The sequence below is a fragment of the uncultured Aquitalea sp. genome (assembly GCF_945957525.1).
In the GTDB taxonomy this organism is placed as follows: Bacteria; Pseudomonadota; Gammaproteobacteria; order Burkholderiales; family Chromobacteriaceae; genus Aquitalea.
The window spans coordinates 139,875-166,591 of sequence record NZ_CAMFLA010000004.1 but is presented as its reverse complement, the minus strand read 5'-3'; the positions used below and the strand labels follow the sequence as shown (position 1 = coordinate 166,591).

The following is a 26,717-nucleotide window of genomic DNA, read 5'->3' as shown; positions in this document are numbered from 1 at the left end:
AAATGCCGCCACGCTGTATTTGCGTGGCATGAATTATCGATTTCAGCGCTGAACGGGGTCAGTATTTCCAAAAACAAACCAACTAAGCATAAATATTGCGCAGATAGTCCTTAGAATTGGCATGTTATTTCTGATGTTTAAAACAACATGCCACAAACCGCCAAAAAACCTGCATTTGCCTATGCCTTGCTGACCATGACCATGCTGCTGTGGTCCACCAACTTTGTCATTGCTCGCGCCATTCACGGGCAGATTGGGCCCTTTGGGTTGGCTTTCGGGCGCTGGGCCATTGCCTTGTGCTGCCTCTTGCCGTTTGCGCTGCCGCGCTGGCGAGCCGCCTGGCCGGCAATTCGTGATCAATGGCGTGTTTTGCTGGTGCTGGGCGTATTCGGCATCGGTTTGACCAATACGCTGGTGTATGTGGCGGTGCGCAGTACTACCGCAACTAATGCCATCATCCTGAACAGTGCCACGCCGGTGATGGTTTTGCTATTGGGCTCGGTTTATTTCCGGCAAAAACTGGGGCGGAGGCAGTTGATGGGCATGCTTGCCGCTGGGGCGGGAGCCTTGTTGATTGTGCTCAAGGGCAATGTGGCGGGGCTGGCCGGTTTTCGCTTTGCCCCGGGGGATGTGCTGGTGCTGGCGGCGGGACTGTGCTGGGCGGTGTACACGCTGGGCTTGCGGGTGCTGAAACCGAGTCTGGACCCGATCGTGATGATGACGGCTTTGCTGTTGGTAGGGGAGGCGGGCTTGTTGCCGTTCTTTGTACGTGAAACGACGGCGGCGGGCGGCTTTGCCATGTTGCCCGGCATGGCCTTGCTCTGGCTGGCGTATCTGGGTGTGTTTCCTTCCGTCCTGGCCTTCCTGATGTACAACCGCGCGATCGCGCAAGTAGGCGCTGCCCGGGCTGCGGGCTTTCTATATCTGATGCCGGCGTTTGGCGCGCTGTTGTCCATCCTGTTTTTGGGCGAGGAGCTGCACTGGTATCACGCTGCCGGACTGGCCGCCATTTTCAGTGGCATCCTCCTTAGCTCGCTGGCGCGGCGGCCGCGCACGGCCAGCGAAAGCCTTGCTGGTCAGCAGGTGGCCAAGCGCGCGGAGCAGGGGTGACGCCGGCCCTGGCGCAGCAATGTGTTTCGCGCTAAGGATTTTTACGGATAGTGCAACGCAGTAACAAGCACTAAAGTACACACCGTTGGCGGCGCTACACATTTTTGGATCTCCCTCGCCGCCAACCTCCTTTTGGTATGAAGTTGTTGAAGTACCCTCTGGCTTTTGTTCCTCTTCAGTATTGGCTATAGCTCACGCCCGGTGATCCACAGATCATCGGGCCTCTTTTTTTCTCTTCGGCAAACGTGCAAGCCGGGCTGCCTTCCCCTAAAATAGCGGCAATTCAACAGCGGCCCGGCAACGGGAGCCTGCCGATATCGCAGCGCCACCGTCGCCCGCCGCTTTTTATGTGACAGGAGTGCCATGGAACCCGTGCGCCTATCCAAGCGGATGGCGGAGCTGGGTATCTGTTCCCGCCGCGAGGCGGACAGCTATATCGAGCAAGGCTGGGTCAAGGTAGACGGCGAAGTCGCCGTGCTTGGCCAGAAAGTGTTGCCGCACAACACGATCGAAGTAATGAAAAAGGCGCAGGACGCGCAGGCGTCCCGTGTGACCATTCTGCTGAACAAACCGGTGGGCTATGTCTCCGGCCAGGCGGAAAAGGGCTACGAGCCGGCCGTGGTGCTGGTGAAGCCGGAAAACCACTGGGAGGAAGACAGCAGTCGCAAGCGTTTCCAGCCTTCTCATCTGAGAGGACTCGCGCCGGCCGGCCGGCTGGATATCGATTCGGTGGGCTTGCTGGTGTTGACGCAGGACGGGCGCGTGGCCAAGCACATCATCGGTGAAACTTCCGAGGTGGAAAAAGAGTATCTGGTGCGTGTGACGGGCGATTTGTCCGAGCGCGGGCTGGCGCTGCTCAATCATGGTTTGTCGCTGGATGGCGAGGCGTTGTTGCCGGCCAAGGTCAGCTGGCAAAACGAAGACCAGTTGCGTTTTGTGCTGCAGGAAGGCAAAAAACGGCAGATCCGCCGCATGTGCGAGATGGTGGGGTTACGCGTGGTGGGCCTCAAGCGCATCCGCATCGGCAATATCAAGCTGGGCAATCTGCCCACCGGCAAGTGGCGTTATCTGCGCGACGACGAAGCGTTCTGAGAACGTAGAACGGCTGTGAGCCGCTCACCCAACCTTGCCGGGGGCCGGTGCCAAGGCGCGCGCCGATGCAGACCGCGCCCGGAGTGCGGCAAGCAGGCGCCAGGCAGGGGTTTGGGTTGCGGGTCTCATGGCGACAGGGCGGGTTCTCCCGCCTTTTTTCATGACCTGTCGCCAACTTGTCTTGGCATTGTCACGCGCCGGTGACACTATCCTCACATGCCGATTTATTTCCCTACCAGTTTGCCGGGCCGTCTGGGGCTGGCAATTGCGCTGGCGTTGCTGCTGCTGACGCTGGTTTCCCTTTGTTTCCCTTCCGCTACTCACCGTCTCAGCCTTGACTGGTGGCTGTCCGCCGCGGGCTATCGCAAACAAACGCTCAGTCTGCCGGATGGTGTGCTCAGTTACCGCGAGGGCGGTAGCGGCGAACCCCTGTTGCTGGTGCATGGCTTTGGCGGCGACGGCCCGGTGACTTGGGGCCCGGTGATGCCGGGGCTGGCGAAACAGTGGCGCGTGCTGGCGCCTGATCTGCTGTGGTTTGGCGGCAGCGCATCAACGGCGCGGCCGTCGTTGTTGGCCGAAGCCGATGCGCTGGAGGCCCTGATTCGCCAGCGTGGGCTTACGGGCGTGCGCTTGGTCGGGGTGTCGTATGGCGGCTTTGTCGCGCTGGAGCTGGCGCGGCGCCTGCCGGACCGGATCAGCCAGCTGGTGATCATGTCCTCGCCCGGCATGGTGTACGGAGAGGAGGATTTGCGGCAACTACTGGCGCGTTCGGGCGCACCGTCGGCAGACCAATTGTTTGTGCCGGGGCGCAGCCAGGATGTGGCGAGGTTGATGGCGGTGGTGGGCAGCCCACTGGCCCGGGCGCCGGGCTTTGTGCTGGAGGATGTGCGCCAGCATTACTATCAGGGTCGCGAGGATGCCATGCGCGCGCTGATGCGTGAGCTGGTGGATGGCAGCCAGGATTACGCCCAGCGCTTTTCCACCCCGCTGGCCCTGCCGGTAACGGTGATATGGGGTGCGCGAGACGATGTGTTTCCACTGGACATCGGTCAGCGACTGGCGCGCCGTTTGAGCGCGCCGCTGATTACCATCGACGGCGGCACGCATTTGCTGCCGGTGTTGTCCGCACCGCAAACCCTGACGGTATTGCAACAGGTATTGCGTCCTTGAACGGTTTTGTCTGATACGGGTCCATGCATGCCGGCCTGCTTTGTGGCAGGCTTTTGTTTTTGGCGAAAGGCGTACAGATGCTGGAAAAATTGCGGGAATGGTTGGGTCTGGACGAAGCGTCGCAAGCGCGCAAGCGTGAGATTCGCAGCGCTATCGACAGGCTGATCGACGGTACGGACCCGCGCCTTGCCTTGCTGCCCGGCGCGCACGACAAACTGTCCACCGGCATGGCGGATACGCTGGATTATCTGGCTTCGCTGTCCTGGCAGGATATCGAACCGGTGGATCTGTCCTTGCGCGGTTATGCCACGGACAAGCGACTGGGGCTGTTGTTCGCCTCGCCGCTGTCCATGTTGCAAGCCTTGAAGGCCAGCCCGGTCTTGACCTCTTTTTTTCAGAGCGCCAGCCAGGGCGATGAGGCCTGGGCGCTGATGGGCATGCAGTGCAGCGAGAGCGCGCGTTTCGGCATGAGCGAACAGAACGGCGAGGTGCGCAGCGATGTGGCGCAGGTAGTGGTGAGCTTCAGTCAGCACCGACTGATGATGCCGTCGCCAACGCGCGAGCAACTGATGCGCCATGCGTCACAGCGAGGGCTGGAAGTGCTGATTGCCGTGGTGGCGCGTCGCCTTGCCATGCTGCAACAGCAGCGGCTGGATCTGTCCTCGGAACTGGACCGACTGCGGCTGAAACTGGCGATGACTGGCGGCACCGGCGTCACCGTGATTGACGCCACCGGCGCCGCATCCACCCAGGACACGGCTGAACCGGAAGACCCGCAACAATTGCAAAACCGCCAGCGGGCGCTCACCGAGGCCCTGCAGCCTTTGGCCGGCTTGTCTGAATTGTCCGGTGTGTTGGCGGTACTGGCCGACGTGCTGGCGCATCCGGCAGATTTCTTCCGCGTAGAGCCCGCTACGGTATGTCTCAACCGCATGGGCGTGCGTTACGACAGCGCCAGCGATGACGGCGTGACGGAGTTGCGTTACGAACAGGTGGTGATGGGGCAGATTAATCCGGTACTGCGCGCCATTCTGCCGGTGCACGTCAATCGCCAGCGTCTGCAAGAGCTGGAGCAGCAGTTTGCCGAAGAGCTGGCGGTAGCCGAGCAGCGCGGCGACGGCGGCGCGCTAGTCTTCTGAGCGATCTGTGGCCCGATGCTTGAGTTGCCGGGCCGTGGCGCAAACCTTCGGCCACAGCGACTCGGCTTGCGCCGGGTCGTAATCGCAGTGCTTGCGCTTCATCACTCCCCATTCCGCCAGTTGTACCTGGGCATCCGCCCGCACCCCCACGCCCTGCAAACAGGACGCGACGCAAGCCAGCCGGCAGCCGTCAAGCGCCAGAATCGGTCGGCCTGACAGCGCCACCCGCACCAGGGCCGGCACTTGCCCGCCCACGCCCGCAATGCAGGACATTTCGGCAAGGCCTTCCCGCGTCAGGCGCAGCGCCATGTCATTGGCCATCTGCGCGGCGCTGGAGCAGCCGGAGCAAGCGTAAACGAGGGGGAGGTCGGCAGGGTTCATTCTGGTATTGTGCGGCGTGCCGCCGCCGTATCGCCATCCGCCGCCGGCAGGATAAGGGCTAGTTCTTGCGGGGGAGGCGCAAGATCAGCGGCGACAGGCGTTCCGCATCGCTGATGCCGCCATGCTGCCCCGGCAGATGGTGCGGTTTTTCATCGGGCAAGGTGTCGCGCAGGCTCCAGTCGTCCTTCGCCAGCAGGGCGGCATCGCCTGCGCGCAAGACCAGTTCTGGGTGCGCGCCGGGACCAAAGGCGCCGTGTTGCAACAGCAGTTGGCTGTCCACTACATGGCAGGCATGCCCAAGTGCAAGCTGCGCTTGGGCGAGAAAAGCGGCTTTCATGCCGGGTTTGACATGGCAGAAAGCGGCGCGCCTTTCGCCGCTCAGGGGTGCGCGCAGCATGGCGTACAGGGACGGGTGGTCTTCATCCAGGCTGATCAGCCTCTCACGCGGCGTATCGACAAATCCGTGATCGGCGGTGACCAGCAGGGCCGCATCATGGGCGTCCGCGGCCTCGAACAGCGCCGCAAAGCTGCGATCCAGTTCGTCAAACAGGGTCTTCACTGCCGGCGCGCTTGTGCCCAAGCGGTGCATCAGGCTGTCGAGCTGCGGCAGGTACAGGTAGTGAAAGGCGGGCGCGGCGGCGCAGAAGCCTGCCGCCAGCTGGCCGAAGGCGTCCGCGGTGTCTTGCCAGGCAAGGCGTTCTGCCTGACCAGCGTGATGCAGGCTGTAGGGTGAACCTGCAATGTAGTGAGGCTGCAGCACGCGAGCCGGACGGGCCAGACAGTCGAACAAGGGCGGCGCAGTCAGGAGTATTTGCGCCAGTGCGACAGGCATCAGCGCGCCCGCGCGAGGACTGCGGGTGCTGAGTGGCAAGGGGGTGACGATGGATTCCTTCGGCAAACCCCGGCGTGCCAGCACATGCCAGCCGGTCAGGCCGTGCGCGGCCGGTGCCAGGCCGGTCATCAAGGAGGTGATGGAGGCTGAGGTGGTGGGCGGGAATACGGCATCCACTGCAGCCACCTGATGGCGGCGCAGCACGCTGTCAGGCCCCAGTTGTTCCAGCTGGGCGCTGCCCATGCCGTCGATGAGGATGAGCGCCACATGGCGATGCCGGCCGATCCCCGCCAGCCACGGCGCAGCCAGAGGCGGCAGGCCGGTATCCGGGCCGCCCAGCTCGGCGGCAAGACTGGCCGCCAGATTGCACAGGCTGCCGCCCTGATAGTCGGGCAGGCGAAAAGGCAAGGTGCTGGGCATGGGGATGCGTCCGGGCTGCAAAGCTTGCAGCTTACAGGCATACTGCCGAGGCCTGCCACACTCCGCTTTCATCATGAGCAAACCCGCACTCAATGTCTGTCAGCAATGCGGTGCCTGTTGCGCCGCCTTTCGCGTTACTTTCCATTATTCCGAGTTGGACAGCGAGCCGGGCGGCTGCGTGCCTGCCGGCCTGGCCGACCAGGAGACCGCCACCCTGTACCGGCTGCGCGGTACCGATTACGCCAATCCGCGCTGTGCTGCGCTGACAGGCAAGGTGGGGGAGTCGGTTAGTTGCGCCATCTACAAGGAACGCCCGTCGCCTTGCCGAGAGTTTGGCGCTCGCGCCGGCATTGGCGTGTTTGAGGAAGCCTGCAACCGCGCGCGTTCCCGCCACGGCTTGCCGCCGCTGCCGCTGGACTGAGGCGGAAACACCGCTTGGCAAGCTGTATCGGCGAGCTATTCTGAAACCATGCGACGGCGGATTTTCTGCCGTCGGGAGTCGGAGCTGCCAGCAAAACCTCTCGCTCGCCGGCACAGGCAGGCATCGTGCCATAGCGCCCGGCGCAAGTCGGGAACGAGGGATTGCCGGTGGGGCCGGCATCAAGGACGCGACCTTTCGGCCAACCTCAGGGCGGTTGGTCGATACTGCCCCGGTGTGCACGCGCCGGGGTTTTTTTATGCATAAAAAAACCGGGCCGTGAGGCCCGGTTTGGCGTTGCATTGGGAGGAGGTCGCGCTTACGGGCGCTCAACCGCCAGCGCCACGCCCATGCCGCCGCCGATGCACAACGTGGCGAGGCCTTTTTTGGCGTCGCGGCGCTGCATTTCATGCAGCAGGGTCACCAGTACGCGGCAGCCGGAGGCACCGATGGGGTGCCCCAAGGCGATGGCACCGCCGTTGACGTTCACCTTGTCGCTGCTCCAACCCAGTTCGCGGGCTACGCCCAGCGCCTGTGCGGCGAAGGCTTCGTTGGCTTCCACCAGATCCAGCTGATCGACGCTCCAGCCCGCTTTTTCCAGCGCCTTGCGGGTGGCGGCCACCGGGCCGATGCCCATGATTTCCGGTGCGCAGCCGGTGAGCGCGTAGCCGCGGATCACGGCCAGCGGCTTCAGGCCCAGCTGGTCGGCCTTGGCGGCGCTCATGAGCATCACGGCGGCGGCGCCGTCATTGATGCCGGAGGCGTTGCCGGCGGTGACGGTGCCGTCTTTCTTGAAGGCAGGGCGCAGCTTGGCCAGGCCTTCGGCGGTTGCGCCGTGCTTGATGTATTCGTCGGCATCCACGGCCAGTGGATCGCCCTTGCGTTGCGGTACCAGCACCGGAACGATTTCATCCTTGAACTTGCCGGCCTTCTGGGCCGCTTCGGCGCGGTTTTGCGAGGACAGCGCCAGCGCGTCCTGTTCTTCGCGGGTGATGCCGTACTTTTCCGCCACGTTTTCGGCGGTGATGCCCATGTGGTACTGGTTGTACACGTCGGTCAGGCCGTCGGCCACCATGGTGTCCACCAGTTGAGCATTGCCCATGCGGAAACCGTCGCGGGAGCCCGGCAGGATGTGCGGGGACAGCGACATGTTTTCCTGACCGCCGGCGATGACGATTTCAGCGTCGCCCGCAGCAATGGCCTGTGCGGCCAGATGCACGGCGCGCAGGCCGGAGCCGCACACCACGTTGAGGGTGGAGGCCGGTGTAGTCTGCGGCAGGCCAGCCTTGATCAGGGCCTGGCGGGCAGGGTTCTGGCCGACGCCTGCGGTCAGCACCTGGCCGAGAATCACTTCGCTGACGTCTTCCGGCTTGACGCCGGTTTGCGCCAGCAGACCCTTGATGACGGTGGCGCCCAACTCCGGGGCCGGCACCTTGGCCAGCGCGCCGCCAAAACTGCCGACGGCGGTGCGGACTGCTGCAACGATGACGACTTCTTGCATGATGTTTCTCCGTTATGTTCAGGGGCGGTAAGGGCATCGCGTGGATGCCCGGCCAGACGCCGCAAGGCGCCGGGCGGGGTGAGGGCAGTCCGACTGGGCCGACGGCATCCGCGTCTTGACGGCGGGATGTTTGCCGAAGGCCGTGTCAGGCATCGGTCTGCGCTTTATTGCAGCGAGGCGACCACAGCCGGCAGCGCCTTGGCCAGCACATAGGTGCCGGGGGCGGCCGTCAGCGGCGGGAAGTCCTTGTTGCCAAAGGTTTTGGGCGCGGCCACTTTCTTGCCGGATTGCGGGGCCAGCCAGCCGTCCCAGTCCTTCCACCAGCTGCCGGGCAGGCTTTGCGCGCCTTCCAGCCATTCGTCCGAACCCGTTGGCAGGTTTTCATTCACCCAGTAGTTGCGCTTGTCCTTTGTGACCGGGTTGATGGAGCCGGCGATGTGGCCGGACGCGCCCAGCACGTAGCGGCGGGACGGCGCGCCGGTGAAGTACTTGACGCCGGAGTAGGCGGATTTCCAGGGCACGATGTGGTCTTCGCGGGCGGCGAAGACGTAAAGCGGGATGTCGATCTTGGAAACATCGATGGGCACGCCGCACAGGGTGATGGCGCCTTGCTTGGTCAGCGCATTGTTCAGATAGAACTGGCGCAGCAGGAAGGTGTGCATCGGCAGCGGCAGGTCCACGGCGTCGTTGTTCCAGTAGAGCAGGTCGAACGGCGCCGGGGTCTTGCCCAGCAGGTAGTTGTTGACGACGTAGTTCCACACCAGGTCGTTGGCGCGCAGGCTGGCGAAGGTGCGGCCGATTTCCTTGCCGCTGATGATGCCGCCATTGGCGAGCTTGGCCTCGCGGCTGGCCACCAGGTTTTCGTCGATGAAGACGCGGATTTCGCCCGGATCTTCATGGTCTACCAGCGAGGTCATGAAGGTGGCGCTGTCGATCAGCTTGATGCCCTTGGCCTGCATTACGCACAGCGCGGTGGTGAGGATGACGCCGCCCACGCAGAAGCCGAGCGCGTTCATGCTGGGCTGCTTGGTGATTTTCTTCACGGTTTCCGCGGCATCGATCACGCCCTTCTCGATGTAGGTTTCCCATGTGAAATGCTTCATTTCCGGCACGGCGGAGCGCCAGCTCACCAGGAATACGCGATAGCCCTGCGCCACAAAGTGGCGAACCATGGAGTTGTCCGGCTGCAGGTCCATCAGGTAGTACTTGTTGATGCAGGGCGGCACGATCAGCAGCGGCTTTTCGTAAACCTGTTCGGTAGTGGGGGTGTACTGGATCAGTTCGATCAGTTCGTTGCGGAACACCACCTGGCCCGGAGTGACACAGATGTTCTTGCCAATCTCGAACTTGCTTTCGTCCGACATCGAGATGTGGCCCTTCTGGATGTCGTCCACCATGTTCTTCATGCCTTCAACCAGGCTTTCACCCTTGGTCTCGATGGCGCGCTTGATGACCTCGGGGTTGGTCAGCATGAAGTTGCTGGGCGACATGGCGTCAATGTACTGACGTGTGGCGAAGGACAGTTTTTCCTTGGCCTCGTCGTCCAGCTGGGATTGATCCACCAGCTCGGTCATCCACTTGGAAGTTTGCAGATAGCTTTGCTTGAGGAAACTGAAGAAGGGATGGTCGCTCCATTCCGGCGCGGAGAAGCGGCGGTCGCTGCCGGCGGGAGCGGCGCTGGCCTGCCCGGCGGCGGTCGGTTGCCCCAGGAACTGCATCCACAGGTTCATCTGTTGCTGGTAGAGGTTGCCTTGCAGCGCCAAAAGCTGATTGGTGCTGTTGAGCATCTGGCTCCATGCGCCGGAAATCGGATTGGCCGCCGCATCAAGAGGCATACCTGCCGTCATCGAGTTGACGAACTGCTGCATCCATTTCTGGTTGGCCTCGGAGAGGCTGGAGAAAAAACTCTCCAGGGAAGCGGTGGTTTCCTGAGTCAAGGTGTTCTCCTTAACGAGCCTTTATAGGGGGAATGGTGTTATGCGACCGCACCCGTTACCGCAGGGCTGCAAACCCTGGGACGACAGGGAGTACGGAAAAGAATGTAACAGGACTGTATGACATTTTCAGCCTGAAGCGCCTGCAAGGCGGGAAAATGGCCTGATCGGGGATGGGGTTGTTGCGCGATGCACAAAAAATGTCCATGTCCTTAACCTGTGCCGCGTCTGGCTTGCGCAGGTCCTGTTGATGGCAGACCGGCGCAATGGCATGGGGTTCCGCACTGCATCATTGAAGATGTCGCTCTGTCACCTTAGGCAGGGTTCTGGGATAATGTCCGGCCCCCAGCAGGAGAAACCCATGGCGCATGTGATTCTGGACGGCCTTGAAAAGCCGGTAGCCAATATTTTCTGTATCGGACGCAACTACGCCGCCCATGCCGCAGAGCTGGGCAATGCGGTGGAAAGCGAGCCGATGGTGTTTCTCAAGCCCACCTCGGCCTTGCTGCGCGAGGGCGAAGACATTGTCCTGCCTGGCTTCTCGGAGGATGTGCATCATGAAACCGAGCTGGTGGTGCTGATCGGCAAGGGCGGCGACGATATTCCCGTTGCCGAGGCGCTGTCGCATGTGGCGGGTTATGGCATCGGTCTGGATCTCACCGCGCGGGACGTGCAGTCCCTCGCCAAGCAAAAAGGCGCACCCTGGACCAAGTGCAAGGGTTTTCGTCATGCGGCCTGCGTATCCGCGCTGGTGGCGGCGGACAAGGTCAGAGATCCGCAAGCCTTGAGCCTGCGGCTGGATGTCAACGGTGCTGTGCGCCAACAGGGCTCTTCTTGCATGATGCTGTTCCCGGTGGCTTACATCATTCACTACCTGTCCTGCGTATATGGTTTGCAAGAGGGCGATCTCATCTATACCGGCACGCCGGAAGGGGTGGCCGCCCTGCATGCGGGCGACGCATTGCAGTTGTCGCTGGATGGGCTGCTGAAAGCGTTCTGGCGGGTGCGCGCATGAGCCGCAAGGACGCGTTGGCCGAAGACGACGGCAAGGTACGATTGGACAAGTGGCTGTGGGCGGCGCGTTTCTACAAGACGCGCCAGCTGGCGCACGAGGCCATCGAGCTGGGGCGGGTGCTGGTGAACGGCGACCGGGTGAAGCCGGCGCGGGTGGTGAGAGAGGGCGACAAGCTGTTGCTGCGCCTGAACCAGTTGGAGTACCACATCACCGTGCTGGCGCTGGCCACGCAGCGTCGGCCGGCCAAGGAGGCGCAATTGCTGTACAGCGAAAGCGCGGAGTCGGCCGCCGCCCGCGAGGAGCGCAGCCTGCAGTTGAAGGCGGAGTTCACGTCTTTTCCGCATGGCGACGGGCGACCCACCAAGCGCGCGCGTCGAGATATCGATCGTTTCAAATCCAAGCTGTCCTGATCCATCCCGCCGCGCTGGCGCGGCACAACCGGTTTGTCTGATGTCCGCTTCACCATCGCTGTTGCCGTTCGCGGCCTTCTATTTCGCTTATTTCGCCTTTCAGGGGCTGTTTGGCCCGTTCTGGGGGCTGTATCTGCAGTCCTTGTCGTTTTCCGCCTGGCAGATATCCGTGCTGGTGGCGCTGTCGACGCTGGCGCGTATCGTCGCGCCCGGCCTGTGGGGCTGGCTGGCGGATCGTCAGGGCCGCCGCCGCGCCATCATCATTACCACTTCGCTATTGTCGGCCGGTGCTTTCGCCTTTGTCGGCCTGGGCGACGGCTTCTGGTGGATATTCGTCAGTCTGGCGGTATCGCACTTCTTCTGGGCGGCGGCGCTGCCGTTGGTGGAGGCCAGCACGGCGCATCTGACGCGTGCCCAGCCGGGCCGTTACAGCCGGGTGCGGGTATGGGGCTCCATCGGTTTTGTCTGCCTGTCCATGGTGGGCGGCTACATTCTCGATGTGATCGGCCTGGCCCGTTTGCCTTGGGCCTTGTTGTTTCTGTTGGTGGTGATCGTGCTGGCGGCCTGGCAGGTGCCGGACGTGGGCAGCCGCCGCGAGCGGCCACTGGCGCAGCCCATTGGCGACACCCTGCGCCAGCCGCGAGTGCTGGCGTTGTTTGCTTGCTGTTTTCTCATGGCCTATGCGCACGGGCCTTATTACACCTTCTACTCCATTGGCCTGAAGGCGGCCGGTTACGACAAAGGGCTGATCGGCTTGTTGTGGTCGGTAGGGGTCATCAGTGAAATCCTGGTCTTTATCCTGATGCCCAAAATCATGGGGCGCGTTTCGCTGGAACGGCTGATGCTGGCGTCGCTGGTTGCTGCCGTCGCCCGCTTTGCCATCATTGCCACGCTGATTCGCCAGCCGGGCATGGCCGTGCTGGCGCAAAGCCTGCACGCGCTGACTTTCGGCCTGCATCACGCCACTTCCATCGGCCTGATTAACCGCCTGTTTGCCGAGCAGCATCAGGGACGGGCGCAAGGCCTGTATGTGATCGCTTCCTTCGGTGTGGGCGGTAGCGCTGGCGGGTTGGTGGGCGGGCTGATCTGGCCCTGGGGCGGTCAGATGGCCACCTTCGGCATGTCGGTGGCGGCAGCCATGCTGGGGGTGGCGGTGTGCTTGCGCTGGCTGCGCCCGGAGCCGGCGGCGCGGCAAGCTTGAGCCGTGGCTGCTTCGGCCAACCTTCACTGCCGCAGCGGCAAAGGCTTGGCCTTGCCGCGCCCCCGCGTAGGGGCCCGGCGGCGCGTCAGAGCAGCATCACCAGTTTCAAGTCGGCCGATACCGCGAGGTTGAGCGTGATCTGGCGGTAAACCAGCCGCCCTTGCTCGGGATGATGGAAGGCGCGCTCGCCGCCTTCGCGGCCTTGCACGTCATGCTGTCGCCACAGGCTGTCGAATTCCGCGCTGCCGCTGCGCAGCTTGTCCACTTTGTCCGCCAGTTCGCTTTCTTCCAGCCTTGTGCTCACGTCGGCGCGAAATTCCGCCACCATGCGCCGCGCGCGGGTCGGCCAGTCCTCCACCAGCGTTTGCGACGCCGGGTTCAGAAACATGAAGTTCAGCAGGCAAGGGCGTTCCTCGTCCTGATCCAGCCAGCCCAGAAATAAGGCTTGGGCAGGGCGATTCCATGCCAGCGCGCACCAGTCGCCATCCATCACGTAAGCGGGCGTATCGATATGGCCAACGGCGTCCAGCAGAGCCTGGCGGGCTTGCGGGTGCCGGTCCGGCGGTGTTTCGTGCGGGCTTTTCAGGCCGGCCAGGTTGAACAGGTATTCGCGTTCGGCGTGGGTCAGCATCAGCGCTTCGGCCAACCTTGACAGCGTGCCGGCGGATACGGACTCGGTGCGGCCTTGTTCTATCCAGGTAAGCCAGGTAGGGCTGATGCCGCATAGCGCAGCCACTTCTTCGCGCCGCAAGCCCTTGGCGCGGCGGCGGCTGCCGGCGGGCAAGCCGGCTTGTTGCGGCGTGATGCGTTCGCGGTGGGCGCGCAGGAATTCGCCCAGTGGGCTGCCGGTTTTGCTGGCGTCGGTCATGGCGGACTCCGGTGAAGATGAAGTGCTCAGGGTATTAGTTGTCATACCAGTATAAATGCTTATCTTGTACCAGAACAAAAGCAGCGCGATGATGGGCGCAGACAGAAGAGCGTCGCCGCGAAAGGCCTGCCTTGTGAGCCCGCAGCGGAGCGTGACAGAATGATCGGGTCAGGGTGGTTCCACCCCGGATACGGCAACCCGGCAGGGCAACGGCCCCGCCAGTGAAAGAGCAGGAAACCATGACAGCACAAACCCTTTACGACAAGCTCTGGTCCAGCCATGTGGTGCGCGAAGAAGCGGACGGCACCGCGCTGCTTTATATCGATCGTCATCTGGTGCATGAAGTGACCAGCCCGCAGGCGTTCGAAGGCCTGAAGCTGGCCGGCCGCCAATTGTGGCGCGTTGATTCCGTGGTCTCCACCGCGGACCACAACACCCCCACCGACCACTGGGACGAAGGCATCAAGGACCCGATTTCTCGCCAGCAAGTGGAAACGCTGGATGCCAACATCAAGGAATTCGGCGCACTGGCTTACTTTCCGTTCAAGGACAAGGGCCAGGGCATCGTGCATGTGATGGGCCCCGAGCAGGGTGCCACCTTGCCTGGCATGACCGTGGTCTGCGGCGACAGCCACACTTCCACCCACGGCGCTTTTGGCGCGCTGGCGCACGGTATCGGCACTTCCGAGGTGGAGCACGTCATGGCCACCCAATGTCTGGTGGCGAAAAAATCGAAGAACATGCTGGTTCGCGTTGACGGCAAGTTGGCCGAAGGCCTCACCGGCAAGGATGTGGCGCTGGCGATTATCGGCAAGATCGGCACTGCCGGCGGCACCGGCTACGCCATCGAGTTTGGCGGCGAAGCCATTCGCGGCCTGTCTATGGAAGGCCGCATGAGCCTGTGTAATATGGCCATTGAAGGCGGCGCGCGCTCCGGCATGGTGGCGGTGGACGATAAAACCATCGACTACCTGCGCGATCGCCCGTTCTCGCCCAAGGGCGCGCAGTGGGACGCCGCGGTGGCTTACTGGAACACCCTGCACTCCGACGAAGGCGCGCATTTCGATACCGTGGTAACGCTGGACGCCGGCGACATCAAGCCGCAAGTCACTTGGGGCACCTCGCCCGAGATGGTGACCGATGTGGACGGCGCGGTGCCGGACCCGTCGCGGGAAGCGGACCCGGTGAAGCGCGGCAGCATCGAGCGCGCGCTGGCTTACATGGGTTTGCAGGCCAATACCCCGATCAAGGACATCCCGGTCGACGTGGTATTCATCGGCTCCTGTACCAACTCGCGCATTGAAGACCTGCGTCAGGCCGCCGCCGTGGCGCGCGGCCGCAAGAAGGCCGCCAGCGTCAACCGCGTATTGGTGGTGCCGGGCTCCGGTCTGGTGAAAGCGCAGGCCGAGGCCGAAGGGCTGGACAAGGTGTTCATCGAAGCCGGTTTTGAATGGCGCGAGCCGGGCTGCTCCATGTGTCTGGCCATGAACGCCGACCGTCTGCAGCCGGGCGAGCGCTGCGCCTCCACGTCCAATCGCAATTTTGAAGGTCGTCAGGGGCAGGGCGGTCGCACCCATCTGGTGAGCCCCGCCATGGCCGCCGCCGCCGCCGTGTCGGGGCGCTTTGTCGACATCCGCTCCCTGTAATGCAGTCAGGAGAACTTCCATGCGCAAACTGATGCTGATAGTGATCGCCGCGCTGGCGCTGAGCGCCTGCAATACCGTGCGGGGCATTGGTCAGGACGTCTCCAAGGGCGGCCAGGCCATCGAAAACGCCGCCAAGGACGTTTCCAATAAACTCTAAGTTGGCCGAAGGGCGGCCTTGCCGCCCGCTACGGCAAACCCAAGCTCAGGGCCCCGCGCCCGGGAAATGGCATACCGATGAAAGCATTCACCACACTCAACGGACTGGTTTGTCCGCTTGATCGCGCCAACGTCGATACCGACGCGATCATCCCCAAGCAGTTTCTCAAGTCGATCAAGCGTTCCGGCTTCGGCCCAAACCTGTTCGATGAATGGCGTTATCTCGATCACGGCGAGCCGGGCATGGACAACAGCCAGCGTCCGCTGAATCCGGATTTCGTCCTGAATTTTCCGCGTTACCAAGGCGCGGAAGTGCTGCTGGCGCGCGAAAACTTCGGTTGCGGCTCCAGCCGCGAACATGCGCCGTGGGCACTGGACGATCAAGGCTTCCGCGTTGTGATCGCCCCCAGCTTCGCCGATATCTTCTTCAACAACTGCTACAAGAACGGTTTGCTGCCCATCGTGCAGCCGGCTGAGGTGGTGGATTTGCTGTTCCGCGAATGCGAAGCGCAAGAAGGCTACAAGCTGACGGTGGATCTGGCGGCGCAAACCATCTCCACGCCGTCCGGCCAGTCTTTCTCTTTCGACATCACCGAACACCGCAAGCAGTGTCTCTTGGGCGGCTTGGACGAAATCGGCCTGACCTTGCGTCACGCCGAGCAGATCAAGAGCTACGAGGCTGCGCGTCGCCAAAGCCAGCCCTGGCTGTTCGCCTGATAAAACGCGGGTACCGCCCTCCATGAGTTCCGTGTCGGCTCGGTATAAGCCGGCGCGTCAAAGGAGGGCGTCATGCCTCAACAACTCGGATTTGCCTGGGCGATGCTGCTGGCCAGCATTGTTGCCGAAATCATCGGCAATCTGGCCTTAAGACAATCGCAAGGGCTCAGTCGTCTCTTGCCGTCACTTGCCAGTTGCCTGTGTTACCTGTCCGCCATCTGGCTGATGGGGCTGGCCCTGCGCCGGCTGGATATGGGGCTCACTTACGCCGTATGGGCCGCAGGCGGTACGGCGGGCACGGCGCTGCTGGGCATCTGGCTGTACGGCGAGGCGGCCGGTCCGATGCGCCTGGCCGGATTGGGCTTGATCGCGGCGGGCGTGGTGGCGCTGAACCTGCAGGGCGGGCACTAACGCTATATTGGATGCAAATCATGGGCAGGCCGGTTGCGGCGGCCCGGAAAAGGAAAACATCATGAAAATCGCTGTATTGCCGGGTGACGGCATCGGTCCGGAAATCATTGCCCAGGCGCGTCGCGTGCTGAATGTGCTGCGCGCGGACGGCTTGCCCATCGAAATGGAAGAGGCCCCGCTGGGCGGCGCCGCTTACGACGCCTACGGCCAACCTTATCCCGAATTCACCCAAAAGCTCTGTCGCGAAGCCGACGCCGTGCTGCTGGGCGCGGTAGGCGGCCCGCAGTACGACAAGCTGGACCGTCCGCTGCGTCCCGAGCGCGGTTTGTTGGCCATTCGCAAGGATCTGAACCTGTTCGCTAATTTGCGTCCGGCTATTCTGTACCCGGAACTGGCCAATGCTTCCACCCTGAAGCCCGAGGTGGTGTCCGGCCTGGACATCATGATCGTGCGCGAACTCACCGGCGACATCTACTTCGGCCAACCGCGCGGCATCGCTGTCAATGAGCTGGGCGAGCGAGAAGCCTACAACACCATGCGCTACAGCGAGAGCGAAGTGCGTCGCATCGCCCATGTTGCCTTCGGCATCGCCATGAAGCGCAACAAGAAGCTGTGCTCGGTGGACAAGGCCAACGTGCTGGAAACCACCGAGTTCTGGAAGGAAATCATGATCGACGTAGCGCGCGAATATCCCGAGGTGGAGCTCAGCCACATGTACGTCGACAACGCCGCCATGCAGCTGGTGCGCAATCCCAAGCAGTTTGACGTGATGGTGACCGGCAACATCTTCGGCGACATCCTTTCCGACGAAGCCTCCATGCTGACCGGTTCCATCGGCATGCTGCCGTCCGCCTCGCTGGATCAAAACAACAAGGGCCTGTACGAGCCCAGCCATGGTTCCGCGCCGGACATCGCCGGCAAGAATCTGGCAAACCCGTTGGCCACCATCCTCTCAGCCGCCATGATGCTGCGTTACACCTTCAATCAGGAAGCCGCCGCCCAGCGCGTGGAAAACGCCGTCAAACGAGTCTTGGCGCAAGGCTATCGCACAGGCGACATCTTTGAAGCTGGCTGCGAGAAGGTCAGCTGCAGCGGCATGGGCGATGCCGTTATCGCCGCGCTGTAAGCGGTAATGCCCGGTAGCGACAAGGCCGGCCCGGGCAACCGGGCCGGCCTTGTGTTTTCACGTCGGCGCGCGGCGGAGAGGGCGGCTTGTCTGACAAAAAATTGTCACACACAAAGGGTGAACCCCATTGCCACACAGGCTGCCGCGCTGCACAATGGAGTGACAAAAATCAGATGGCCCGTGGCGCAAGCCGACGGGCCAATCGCAACTTTATAGAGACAGATCTCCAGGAGAAAACCCGTGAAAGTAGGCTTTGTAGGCTGGCGCGGCATGGTAGGTTCCGTGCTGATGCAGCGCATGCGTGAAGAGAACGATTTCGCCGTCATCAACGAACCGGTGTTCTTTACCACTTCCAATGTGGGCGGCAAGGGTCCCGCCATCGGTCGCGACGTGCCGCCGTTGAAGGACGCCAAGAATATCGATGAGCTGAAGGCCATGGACGCCATCGTCACCTGTCAGGGCGGCGATTACACCAGCGACATCTACCCGAAACTGCGCGCCGCCGGCTGGACGGGCTACTGGATTGACGCTGCTTCCACGCTGCGCATGGAAGACAGCGCCATCATCATTCTCGATCCGGTCAACAAGAACGTGATCGAAAACGGCCTGTCGCGCGGCGTGAAGGACTACGTCGGCGGCAACTGTACCGTCTCCTTGATGCTGATGGCGCTGGGCGGCTTGTTCCAGAACGATCTGGTGGAGTGGGTCACCTCCATGACCTATCAGGCCGCCTCAGGCGCCGGCGCGCAGAACATGCGCGAGCTGCTGTCCGGCATGGGCGCGGTCAATGCCCAGGTATCCGATTTGCTGGCCGATCCGTCCTCCGCCATTCTGGATATCGACCGCAAAGTGTCCGACTTCCTGCGCTCCGGCGACTTTCCTTGCCAGAACTTCGGCGTACCGCTGGCTGGCAGCCTGATCCCGTGGATCGACAAGGATCTGGGCAACGGCCAGTCCAAGGAAGAGTGGAAGGGCGGCGTTGAAACCAACAAGATTCTCGGCCGTTCGGCCAACCCGGTACCGGTGGACGGCCTGTGCGTGCGCATCGGCGCCATGCGCTGCCACAGTCAGGCGCTGACCATCAAACTGAAGCAGGATGTGCCTCTGGATGAAATCGAAGCCATGCTGGCTGCCGCCAATCCGTGGGCGAAAGTGGTGCCCAACACCCGCGAAGCGTCCATGAAGGATCTGACTCCGGCTGCGGTGACCGGCACGCTGACCACGCCGGTAGGCCGTCTGCGCAAGCTGGCCATGGGTGGCGACTACCTGTCCGCCTTCACCGTGGGCGACCAGCTGCTGTGGGGTGCGGCCGAACCGCTGCGCCGCATGCTGCGCATCCTCATTGAACGCTGATTCGGGTTAAAATACTGATAACCCTTGTTCCGGCCCCGGCCGGATCGACTAGACTCCAAAGGGCGCTTCGGCGCCCTTTTTCGTTGCCGCATGTTCGCGGTCGCGTGATTCGCTTTAAGGAATGAAATAAAAATGATGCAGATTGCCGTAGTGGGCGCTGCCGGCCTGATCGGCCAGGCCGTGCTGGAATTGCTTGCCGAACGCCAGTTTCCCGTTAGTCGCGTGTTCGCCGTGGATACCGCCGAGCATGATGGCGGCACTGTCTCTTTCGGCAATCTGGAACTGGACGTGCGCCAGCTGGACGAGTTCAGCTTCGAAAACGTGGCCATGGCGATTTTTGTCGCCGGCGCGGATATCGCCCGCCAGTATGTGCCGGAAGCGCGCGCCGCCGGCGTTGCTGTGATTGATTTCAGCAGCGCGTTCCGCTTGGACGAAGAGGTACCGCTGGTGGTGACGCCGATCAACGGCGCATTGCTGCAAGGGTTGGCCGAAGGCGCGCTGGTGTCCGTGCCCAATTGCACCGTCACCCCCCTAGCGCTGGCGCTGGCGCCGCTGCTGCCGCTGGGGCTGGAGCGTGTGACGGTTGCTACGTACCAGTCGGTATCAGGTACCGGCCAGAAAGCCCTGGAAGAGCTGGCCGAACAAACTACGGCCCTGTTCTCCCATCGCGAGGCCGAGCCGGCAGTGTATAGCAAGCGCATTGCTTTCAACGTGCTGCCGCAAATCGGCGAGCTGGACGAAGAGGGCGTCGCGGAAGAAGAACGCTCCATCATGAACGAGCTGACGCGTGTACTGGGGCTGCCCGCTTTGCGCGTCGAAGCTTCTTGCGCACGGGTGCCGGTGTTCTTTGGTCATGGCTGGGCGGTCAGCGCCGAAGTGCGCGACGATGCGGAGCTGAGCAATATCATCACCCGCTTCAAAGCTGCCGGCCTGCAGGTGGTTTCCCGCGAACAGCACGGCGGTCATGTCACGCCGATGGAAGCCACCGGCAACGAAGCCGTCTGGGTGAGCAGACTGCGCAAGAATGGAAAATCCATCAGTTTCTGGTTGGCGGCCGACAATGTGCGCACCGGAGCGGCGCTTCCCTGCGTGATGGCAGCGGAGTCGCTTTTGAAAGCAGGTTTGTTTGAATGACGTCAAATTTCCAAGGAATCCTTGGGTTCAGTTGTTATGAAATCTAGCTAAAACCTTTGCTAGGGCCTAAGATGGCACTAGTTGCCGGCAGCCCGCCCTCAACGGGCGGCTGCCCGAATAAAACCAAGACCAATAAATGCCGGAAGGTAGACTGTGACTAATCAGGCGAAAATGAAACTGAGCGTTCTTGCCGTTGCCATGCTGTTTTCAGCCGGCGCATGGGCAAGTCTCGGAAGAATCAGCGTCCGTTCCAACCTTGGCGAGACGTTTCGCGCCGATATCGAGCTGACAGGGGTACGCTCGTCGGAACTGGAGGGGGCTCGCATAGGCTTGGCGAGTCCGGATACCTTCCGGGATCTGAATGTCGATTACTCAGGTTATATGTCTGCGTTGCGCTTTTCCGTAGCGCCTTCCTCACGCGGCGCCGTGATTCACGTCTCTTCCAGCACTCCCATCAACGAACCCTATCTCCGCTTTGTCGTTGAGGCCAAAACGTCTTCCGGTCGCTCGGTGCGTGAGTACACTGTCCTGCTTGATCCTGCCAGCTACAGCGCCCCGCAAGGCAAGAACATCGTGCAAGACTTGCCCGCATACGGCGACAGCAATCTGAGCTCGCGATACCAAGGTGAGGGCAAAACAGCTCATGCTCGTCCATCCGCCACCCCGGGTACGCTGCAAACGCGAGCGGGTTCTACGTTGCGCGGTCTGGCGGCACGGGTGAAGCCTGCGGGCGCAGGCACCGAACAAACCATGGCGGCCTTGGTGCAAGCCAATCCGCATGCCTTCATTGACGGCAACCCCAACAAGCTGAAAGCCGGCATTACGCTCAAGGTACCGCCTGTCGGCCGTATCAAGGCCATCACGCCTGAGCAGGCTCGCGACATTCTCGGTGGAGCGGCCGCAACGGCTCCGGCTGACAATGCGATGCCGGCGCAAGCTCAACCGGCTGCAGGCAAGGGCAAGAACGGTGATGTGCTGAAGCTGGTGCCGCCTGAGGCCGGCGCTGCAGACGCTTCGAAACTGGGCGCGCTCGAGCAGCAGGTAGCCGCACGTGAACAGTCACTGAAAGACGCTCAGGCGCGCATTACCGCGCTGGAAGAACAACTCAAGGCCTTGCAGGCTGGCAAGCCGATGCCGCCAGCCGCCTCCGCACCGGAAGCGGCGCCGCTGTCCGCCTCCGCACCGGCTGGCCTTGCGTCCGCCCCTGCCGCCGAGGTTGCGCCGCAGCCGGCCAGCGCGCCGGCCCCTGTTGTGCCCAAGCCCGCTCCCAAACCGGTAGCGCCGCCGCCCCCGCCGCCGGAGAAATCCTTCCTTGACACCCTCATCGACAATCTGCCGCTGGTTGGCGGTGGTATTGCCGGCGTGGGCGTGATCGGCCTGGTGGTCGCTGCACTGGCTCGGCGGCGCAAGAATGCCGCGGGGCCTGCTTTGCAGGTGTCCACCCAGAGTTCCAATGCCGTGCTGGGTCGTGGCGCGGTCACCAATATGAACGGCCCGGCCTCGGTGGGCGGCGGCCATTCTTTCATGACCAACTTTACCCAGTCGGCCGGCGCGATTGATGCCGCCGAGGTTGATCCGATTGCCGAGGCTGAGGTGTACATGGCCTATGGCCGCGATGTCCAGGCGGAGGAAATCCTCAAAGATGCGCTGGCCAAAGATCCCTCCCGCCAGGAAGTGCGCGTCAAGCTGCTGGAGCTCTATGCGGCTCGCCCGGATGCGACCAGCTTTGAAAAACTGGCTCGCGAACTGCACACCACAACGGACGGCAAGGGCCAGATGTGGGCCAAGGTGGCTGCCATGGGTCTTGCCATCGATCCGGCCAATGCCTTGTATCACAGTGCTGAAGCCGCTCTGGAGCCTGTTGCTGTGCCGGCGGCTTCCGATGGCGTGATCGACTTGGATAAGGAGTTGTTCGGCGATATGAGCGAGCCCGCGCCTGTGGCAGCCCCGGCGCAAGCCGCGCAACCGGCTGTTCCGGAGCCCGATGCGGTGGATCCGCTGCGTGCTGCGCTGTTTGCCGAAGAGTCTGCGCCTGCGGCGGCTGAAGCTGGCGGCAATATGCTGGACTTCGATCTGGATAACGCGCTCGCCGCGCCCGTGGCGGCAGAACCTGCGCAGGCCGTGGAAGAGCCCGCGCCGGCAGCGGACAACAATCTGCTGGACTTCGATTTCAATCTGGATACCCCGGCCGAGCCTTCGAAGCCTGCAGCCCCTGCGGCGGAATCTTCCGGCTTTGAGTCTTTGTATGAAGAGATGACGGCCAGCGTAGCGCAAGCAGCCCCTTCACCCGCTCCGGCGGGGGAACTAGCAGCGGCGCAAGCGCCTGCAGCACCGCCGGCCAAGCCGGTGGAGGCAGAGGGCATGACATTGATGGATGACCCGCTTTCCACCAAGCTGGACTTGGCCAAGGTATATCTGGACATGGGCGACCGCGACGGCGCGCGCGAAGTTCTCCAGGACCTGATCAGCGAAGCCCAGGGTGGTCTGAAGGAGGAAGCTCAGGCTCTGCTCGACAAGATCAGCTCTTGATGGCCATTTCATGTGGCATGGCCCTTTGCAAAAGGGCCAATTTGTTATTTAATTGTATTTGTTTAAGCCGGGCAGCTTATTGGAAATAAAACCTGTACAAAACAGGCATCGGGGAAGTCTAACAAGATGGCTTCAAGAAATGGTTTGACCCTGCTGGCAGTACTGGTGGCAGGGATGGGAAGCGCAGCGGCGGCCTATGCGGGTTTGGGGCCGATTCGCGTGCTGTCCTCGGAAGGCGAGGCTTTCGAGGCGGAAATTCCCGTTGTCGACGAGGATCCGCAGGGCGCGACGCAGGTCAATCTGGCCGATCGCAATCACTATCCTTTGTTGTCTACTTACAGTGCCTCCGCTGGTTCTCTCAAGTTCACCCTGCTGCGCAAACCGGATGGTTCGCCGCAAAAGGTGCTGGTAAAGGGGCCGGCGCAATTCTCCGAACCCCTCCTGCGGTTTGCAGTGGAAATGAGTTGGCCGGCCGGGCGTTTGGTGCGCGAATTCGAAGTGGACTATCTGAGGGATGGCCCACGCAAGAAGGACAAGGCGCCGGCGCACGACGAGCAAGTCAAGAAGGCGGTCGTCTCTCCGGACCAGATGCCAAAATTGAGTTCGCTGGGTCTTGGCGAGCTGAAGGTCAAGTCTCGCCTGGGCGAGCCCTTGCAGGCTGAACTGGAACTGTTTGGCGCTGCGCCCAAGCAAACCGATCAGGTTTCAGTGCAGCTGCATCCTGCCGGGCAGGCTCACGCAAGTCGCGAGCAATTACAGATCATCGACTCCATCAGTCACAAGCTGCTTGTTTCCCCGGCGGGCAAACGCATATTGCAGTTGCAGTCCGGCAAGCCGGTCAACGAGCCGGTGCTGTCCTTCCGCCTTGATGTGGCGGCAGGCAATGTCCGCGCGCAGAAGCAATACACCCTGCTGCCGGATCCCACAGGCTACACCGTGGAAGAGCGTTCGGTAGAACAGACCGCAAGCGTGCCGGGCAGGTTGCAAGCCCTGAAGGTATACCGCGTTCTGAAAGGCGATACGTTGTCCTCCATTGCTTCCAGGATGAAGGGCGGCGGCAGTCAGTCCGAGGTGGTCCATCACCTCTACCGATCGAATCCGGAAGCCTTTGTCGCGGGCGATGTCAATAAGCTGAAGGCAGGCGTCGCGCTCAAGTATCCAGCCGAGTGGAAAGTTCGTCCAACTCAACCGCGCGAAGGGGCAGAGCCCAAGTTGGCCGAAGTGCAAGCCAAACCCGCCGCAGCCGAAAAGACGCCACCCGCTGTGAAGCCTGTCCCGCCTGCCAAATCTGCGGCGAAGCCGCCGGTTGAAGCGGCGGCCGCGCCGCCGGTAACGCTCAAGCCGATGGTCAAGGCGACGCCGGATGTCGTATCGGCCAAGGCCGTGCCTGCTTCTGCGCCGGTGGTTAATGCGGTCAAGGAGATGAAGCCGGCTAGCGCTGCCCCTCAAACTTCCCGTTTGCAGGAAACGCTGAAGCAGCAAGATGTTGCTCTTCAGGCGGCGCAGCAAAAAGCCAAGGAGCTGGAAGACAAGATACGCAATCTTCAGCAGCAAGCTTCCAAGCCCGTCAGTAATTACACTCCTGCTCCGGCAACGGAAACTGCAGCGGCTGCTCCATCTGCGAAGGCTGCAGCGTCCACACCAGCAGCCAAAGCGGTGGAAAAACCGGCTGCCGAATCTGTAAAAGCTGCTGTCCCGGCGCCTGTAGCTGCCAGCGCGCCGGAGACTGCTCGGGTAGCCGCGCCAGTGACTCCGCCTGCCGCGGCTTCTGCTCCTGCGACGGCTGCCGTTGCGGTACCGGCCTCGGCGCCTGCTCCGGCAGCCAAGCCGACGCCGGTGAAATCCATCGACAACAGCGCGCCTGCGCAAGAGTCCATTGTGGACGATGTGCTGGCTACCTTGGGCGATCAGAATACGCTGATGTATGTTGGCGGCGGCGCTGTGGCATTGGGTGCCCTCCTGCTGGCGCAAAGAATGCGCAAGCGCAAGCAAAGCTCCGAGCCCTTGCTGGCTGGTCGGCAACCGCAGGAAAGCCATTCCATGCTCACGCTTGGCCCGCTTACCACTTTGATGAGCGGCCTGAAACGCGGCGAGGGGATTGACTTGGGTTCGGTGGATCTGATCGCTGAAGCTGAAGTGTACTTGGCCTATGGGCGTATTGATCAGGCGCTGGAAATCCTGCGCGAGGGGTTGACCCGCGAGCCGATGCGGCAGGATCTGCGCTACAAGCTGCTGGAAGTGCTGGCCATGCAGCCGGACAAGGAAAGCTTCATCGCGGAGGCGACGACTGCGCGCGGCATCTTCGGCAAGGACAGCACCTTGTGGATGCGTGTTTGTGATCTGGGGCAGATGCTGGCACCGGAGCATCCGCTGTTTGCCGTAGCCGCGCCCAAGATGGAGCCTGCGGTCGATTTGCAACCGGTACGGATTGCCGTGCCAGCAACTCCGCCTGTTGCCGAGCCTGCATCTGCGGTTGTTGAGGCACCCGCTGCGGTTAAGGCCGAGCCGGCGGCGCTGGCCAGCAACAGCGAGCAGGTTGCACAGGAAATGACTGCGGCCTTGCGTCAACTTGAACAGCACAAGCCAGAAGTGGGTCTGGATCTGGCTGCCGAGTTGGGCGCTTTGCATCCGGAGCCCAAGCCGGAGCCCATGCTGGACATGAGCTTCCTGGAGCAGGGCGTCAAGGGCCCGGCACCTTTGCCTCCCGTTGAGAAAGAAGGCCTGTCCGGGCTGGATGCATTTGCTTCGCTTGGTGAGGCTGAGCTGGAAAGCGCCGTCAAAGCGCAGACGCCTGAGCCTATGCTGTCTATGGATTTCCTGCTCGACGCGGATGAGAAGTCGCCGTTGCCCAGTGTGAAGGTGCCGGCGCCGGCTGAGCCGCTGTCTCCGGCCGCCAAGCCTAGGTCTGAAGCGGAAGACAAGCTGGAGTTGGCCAAGCTTTACATGGAAATGGGCGACAAGGAAACCGCTGAAGCCTTGATGAAGGAAGCTGGTCACGCGGTGTGATGGTGGACCGAAGATCTGTCGGGTTGGCAATCATGAGAGCTGCTGACAACACTTGGCAGAGCCTTTGAGCCAAGGCGTGCTGTGCAGGCGGTGCACGCAGCACCACCAGGAGGCGCCATGCAGGATCGGTGGTCTTGTTGGCGGCTCCAAGCCTGTATGACAGTCATGAAACGCCGGGACGGCATTGAATTCGTCCCGGCGTTTTCTTTGCCTGCGACGTGATCGGTATGGTTTGATGTCATGCCGCAATGGCGCAAAACCCGTCGGATAAGGTAGAGTTGATGCTTTATCGTCGGCGTAAACGGACGGCTCATGGCTTTTCCGGCAAGGTCGGCAGCAAACGCAGTCAGGATGTGGGCATGAGAATAGCGCTCGGCGTGGAATACGATGGGCGGGCATTCGCCGGCTGGCAGTCGCAGCCGCACGGCAACACGGTGCAAGACAGGTTGAATCAGGCCATCAGCGCGATCGCCAGCGAGCCGCTGGCAACGACGGCGGCGGGGCGAACCGATGCCGGTGTACATGCGGCCATGCAAGTGGCGCATTTCGATACCAGCGCGCAGCGACCGCTCAACGCTTGGGTGCGCGGCGTCAATGCGCATCTGCCGCCTGAGGTGGCAGTCGTATGGGCACAGGAAGTGGATGACGGTTTTCATGCCCGGTTCTCGGCTTTTTCCCGCTCTTACAGTTACTTCTTACTGACGCATCCGGTGCGCCCTTGCTTGTTGGCTGGCAAGGTGGGCTGGTTTCATCAGTCTCTGGATGTTGATGCCATGCGCGAAGCAGCCGGGCATTTGCTGGGGAAGCACGATTTTTCCAGCTTTCGGGCTGCAGAGTGTCAAGCCAAGAGTCCGCTCAAGCATTTGCAGCAGCTGGACATTCATGAAGAAGACGGTCTGATCCGTTTTGACCTGACGGCGGACGCTTTTTTGCATCATATGGTGCGCAATATTGTTGGCGCGCTGGTGTATGCGGGCAAGGGCAGCCTGTCTTCGGCCGGCATGAAAAACCTGCTGGCCGCGCGGGATCGTACTTGCGCGCCGCCCACCTTCATGCCGGATGGTCTCTACCTCACGGGGGTGGGCTATCCGGAAGCATACGCCTTGCCGGCGCAAAGACAGCCGGCGCGACTGACCTTGTGGAGATGA

The 26,717-nt window shown here is 62.2% G+C and carries 23 protein-coding genes; 18 read left to right on the top strand and 5 right to left on the bottom strand.

Annotated elements, in window-relative coordinates:
* Positions 1-147: 147 nt before the first annotated feature.
* The 4 genes from Q0P52_RS05670 to Q0P52_RS05655 all read left to right on the top strand — a co-directional run bounded on the left by Q0P52_RS05670 (position 148) and on the right by Q0P52_RS05655 (position 4,511).
* The gene (locus Q0P52_RS05670; RefSeq protein WP_293765289.1) at positions 148-1,110 is read left to right on the top strand and encodes a DMT family transporter; all 963 of its coding nucleotides are present in this window, start codon (positions 148-150) and stop codon (positions 1,108-1,110) included.
* Between the two features lie 363 nt (positions 1,111-1,473).
* Positions 1,474-2,202 (top strand): pseudouridine synthase, encoded by a 729-nt coding sequence (locus Q0P52_RS05665; protein WP_293765288.1) that lies wholly within the window; start codon positions 1,474-1,476, stop codon positions 2,200-2,202.
* Positions 2,203-2,418: 216 nt separating this feature from the next.
* On the top strand, positions 2,419-3,372 hold the full coding sequence (locus Q0P52_RS05660; RefSeq protein ID WP_293765286.1) for an alpha/beta hydrolase: 954 nt from the start codon (positions 2,419-2,421) through the stop codon (positions 3,370-3,372).
* Between the two features lie 77 nt (positions 3,373-3,449).
* On the top strand, positions 3,450-4,511 hold the full coding sequence (locus tag Q0P52_RS05655; RefSeq protein WP_293765284.1) for a hypothetical protein: 1,062 nt from the start codon (positions 3,450-3,452) through the stop codon (positions 4,509-4,511).
* Here the strand turns inward: Q0P52_RS05655 and Q0P52_RS05650 are convergent.
* Both Q0P52_RS05650 and Q0P52_RS05645 read right to left on the bottom strand, forming a co-directional pair.
* The gene (locus Q0P52_RS05650) at positions 4,500-4,892 is read right to left on the bottom strand and encodes a putative zinc-binding protein (RefSeq protein ID WP_293765283.1); all 393 of its coding nucleotides are present in this window, start codon (positions 4,890-4,892) and stop codon (positions 4,500-4,502) included. The genes Q0P52_RS05655 and Q0P52_RS05650 overlap by 12 nt on opposite strands.
* Positions 4,893-4,950: 58 nt before the next feature.
* Entirely contained in the window at positions 4,951-6,144 is a 1,194-nt protein-coding gene (locus tag Q0P52_RS05645) for an alkaline phosphatase family protein (RefSeq protein WP_293765281.1), read from the bottom strand.
* Between the two features lie 73 nt (positions 6,145-6,217).
* Here Q0P52_RS05645 and Q0P52_RS05640 point away from each other — a divergent pair, with 73 nt between their 5' ends.
* On the top strand, positions 6,218-6,565 hold the full coding sequence (locus tag Q0P52_RS05640; RefSeq protein WP_293765279.1) for a YkgJ family cysteine cluster protein: 348 nt from the start codon (positions 6,218-6,220) through the stop codon (positions 6,563-6,565).
* Between the two features lie 316 nt (positions 6,566-6,881).
* On the opposite strand, the gene Q0P52_RS05635 is transcribed toward Q0P52_RS05640, so the two are convergent.
* Entirely contained in the window at positions 6,882-8,063 is a 1,182-nt protein-coding gene (locus Q0P52_RS05635; RefSeq protein ID WP_293765277.1) for an acetyl-CoA C-acetyltransferase, read from the bottom strand.
* Between the two features lie 164 nt (positions 8,064-8,227).
* Positions 8,228-10,000, bottom strand: a complete 1,773-nt coding sequence (gene phaC / locus Q0P52_RS05630) for a class I poly(R)-hydroxyalkanoic acid synthase (protein ID WP_293813678.1) — start codon at positions 9,998-10,000, stop codon at positions 8,228-8,230.
* Positions 10,001-10,358: 358 nt separating this feature from the next.
* On the opposite strand from phaC, the gene Q0P52_RS05625 reads away from it, so the two are divergent.
* Genes Q0P52_RS05625 through Q0P52_RS05615 form a run of 3 tightly spaced genes read left to right on the top strand, consistent with a single transcriptional unit; the run spans position 10,359 to position 12,623 of the window.
* Positions 10,359-11,012, top strand: a complete 654-nt coding sequence (locus Q0P52_RS05625) for a fumarylacetoacetate hydrolase family protein (protein ID WP_293764608.1) — start codon at positions 10,359-10,361, stop codon at positions 11,010-11,012.
* On the top strand, positions 11,009-11,422 hold the full coding sequence (locus Q0P52_RS05620) for a S4 domain-containing protein (protein ID WP_293764606.1): 414 nt from the start codon (positions 11,009-11,011) through the stop codon (positions 11,420-11,422). Before Q0P52_RS05625 ends, Q0P52_RS05620 begins: the two co-directional genes overlap by 4 nt.
* A 40-nt stretch (positions 11,423-11,462) precedes the next feature.
* A complete protein-coding gene (locus Q0P52_RS05615) occupies positions 11,463-12,623 on the top strand; it encodes an MFS transporter (protein WP_293764604.1) in 1,161 nt (386 codons plus the stop codon).
* 85 nt (positions 12,624-12,708) lie between these two features.
* Here Q0P52_RS05615 and Q0P52_RS05610 read toward each other — a convergent pair whose 3' ends face one another.
* Positions 12,709-13,491, bottom strand: a complete 783-nt coding sequence (locus Q0P52_RS05610; protein ID WP_293764602.1) for a helix-turn-helix transcriptional regulator — start codon at positions 13,489-13,491, stop codon at positions 12,709-12,711.
* Positions 13,492-13,730: 239 nt separating this feature from the next.
* On the opposite strand from Q0P52_RS05610, the gene leuC reads away from it, so the two are divergent.
* From leuC to truA, 10 genes are all read left to right on the top strand, one after another.
* Positions 13,731-15,137, top strand: a complete 1,407-nt coding sequence (gene leuC, locus Q0P52_RS05605; RefSeq protein WP_293764600.1) for a 3-isopropylmalate dehydratase large subunit — start codon at positions 13,731-13,733, stop codon at positions 15,135-15,137.
* Positions 15,138-15,156: 19 nt separating this feature from the next.
* Entirely contained in the window at positions 15,157-15,294 is a 138-nt protein-coding gene (locus tag Q0P52_RS05600; RefSeq protein WP_293764598.1) for an entericidin A/B family lipoprotein, read from the top strand.
* A gap of 77 nt (positions 15,295-15,371) precedes the next feature.
* A complete protein-coding gene (leuD, locus tag Q0P52_RS05595) occupies positions 15,372-16,010 on the top strand; it encodes a 3-isopropylmalate dehydratase small subunit (protein WP_293764596.1) in 639 nt (212 codons plus the stop codon).
* Between the two features lie 72 nt (positions 16,011-16,082).
* Positions 16,083-16,421: an SMR family transporter gene (locus tag Q0P52_RS05590; protein WP_293764594.1), complete on the top strand. Its 339-nt coding sequence runs from the start codon at positions 16,083-16,085 to the stop codon at positions 16,419-16,421.
* A gap of 61 nt (positions 16,422-16,482) precedes the next feature.
* Positions 16,483-17,547 (top strand): 3-isopropylmalate dehydrogenase, encoded by a 1,065-nt coding sequence (leuB, locus tag Q0P52_RS05585; RefSeq protein WP_293764592.1) that lies wholly within the window; start codon positions 16,483-16,485, stop codon positions 17,545-17,547.
* A 240-nt stretch (positions 17,548-17,787) separates the two neighbouring features.
* Entirely contained in the window at positions 17,788-18,900 is a 1,113-nt protein-coding gene (asd, locus tag Q0P52_RS05580) for an aspartate-semialdehyde dehydrogenase (RefSeq protein WP_293764590.1), read from the top strand.
* A 132-nt stretch (positions 18,901-19,032) separates the two neighbouring features.
* Positions 19,033-20,034, top strand: coding sequence for an aspartate-semialdehyde dehydrogenase (locus Q0P52_RS05575; protein WP_293764588.1), 1,002 nt, complete (start codon positions 19,033-19,035; stop codon positions 20,032-20,034).
* Between the two features lie 171 nt (positions 20,035-20,205).
* Positions 20,206-22,563: a FimV/HubP family polar landmark protein gene (locus Q0P52_RS05570; RefSeq protein ID WP_293764586.1), complete on the top strand. Its 2,358-nt coding sequence runs from the start codon at positions 20,206-20,208 to the stop codon at positions 22,561-22,563.
* Between the two features lie 144 nt (positions 22,564-22,707).
* On the top strand, positions 22,708-25,569 hold the full coding sequence (locus Q0P52_RS05565) for a hypothetical protein (protein ID WP_293813677.1): 2,862 nt from the start codon (positions 22,708-22,710) through the stop codon (positions 25,567-25,569).
* A gap of 359 nt (positions 25,570-25,928) precedes the next feature.
* Entirely contained in the window at positions 25,929-26,717 is a 789-nt protein-coding gene (gene truA, locus Q0P52_RS05560; protein ID WP_293764582.1) for a tRNA pseudouridine(38-40) synthase TruA, read from the top strand.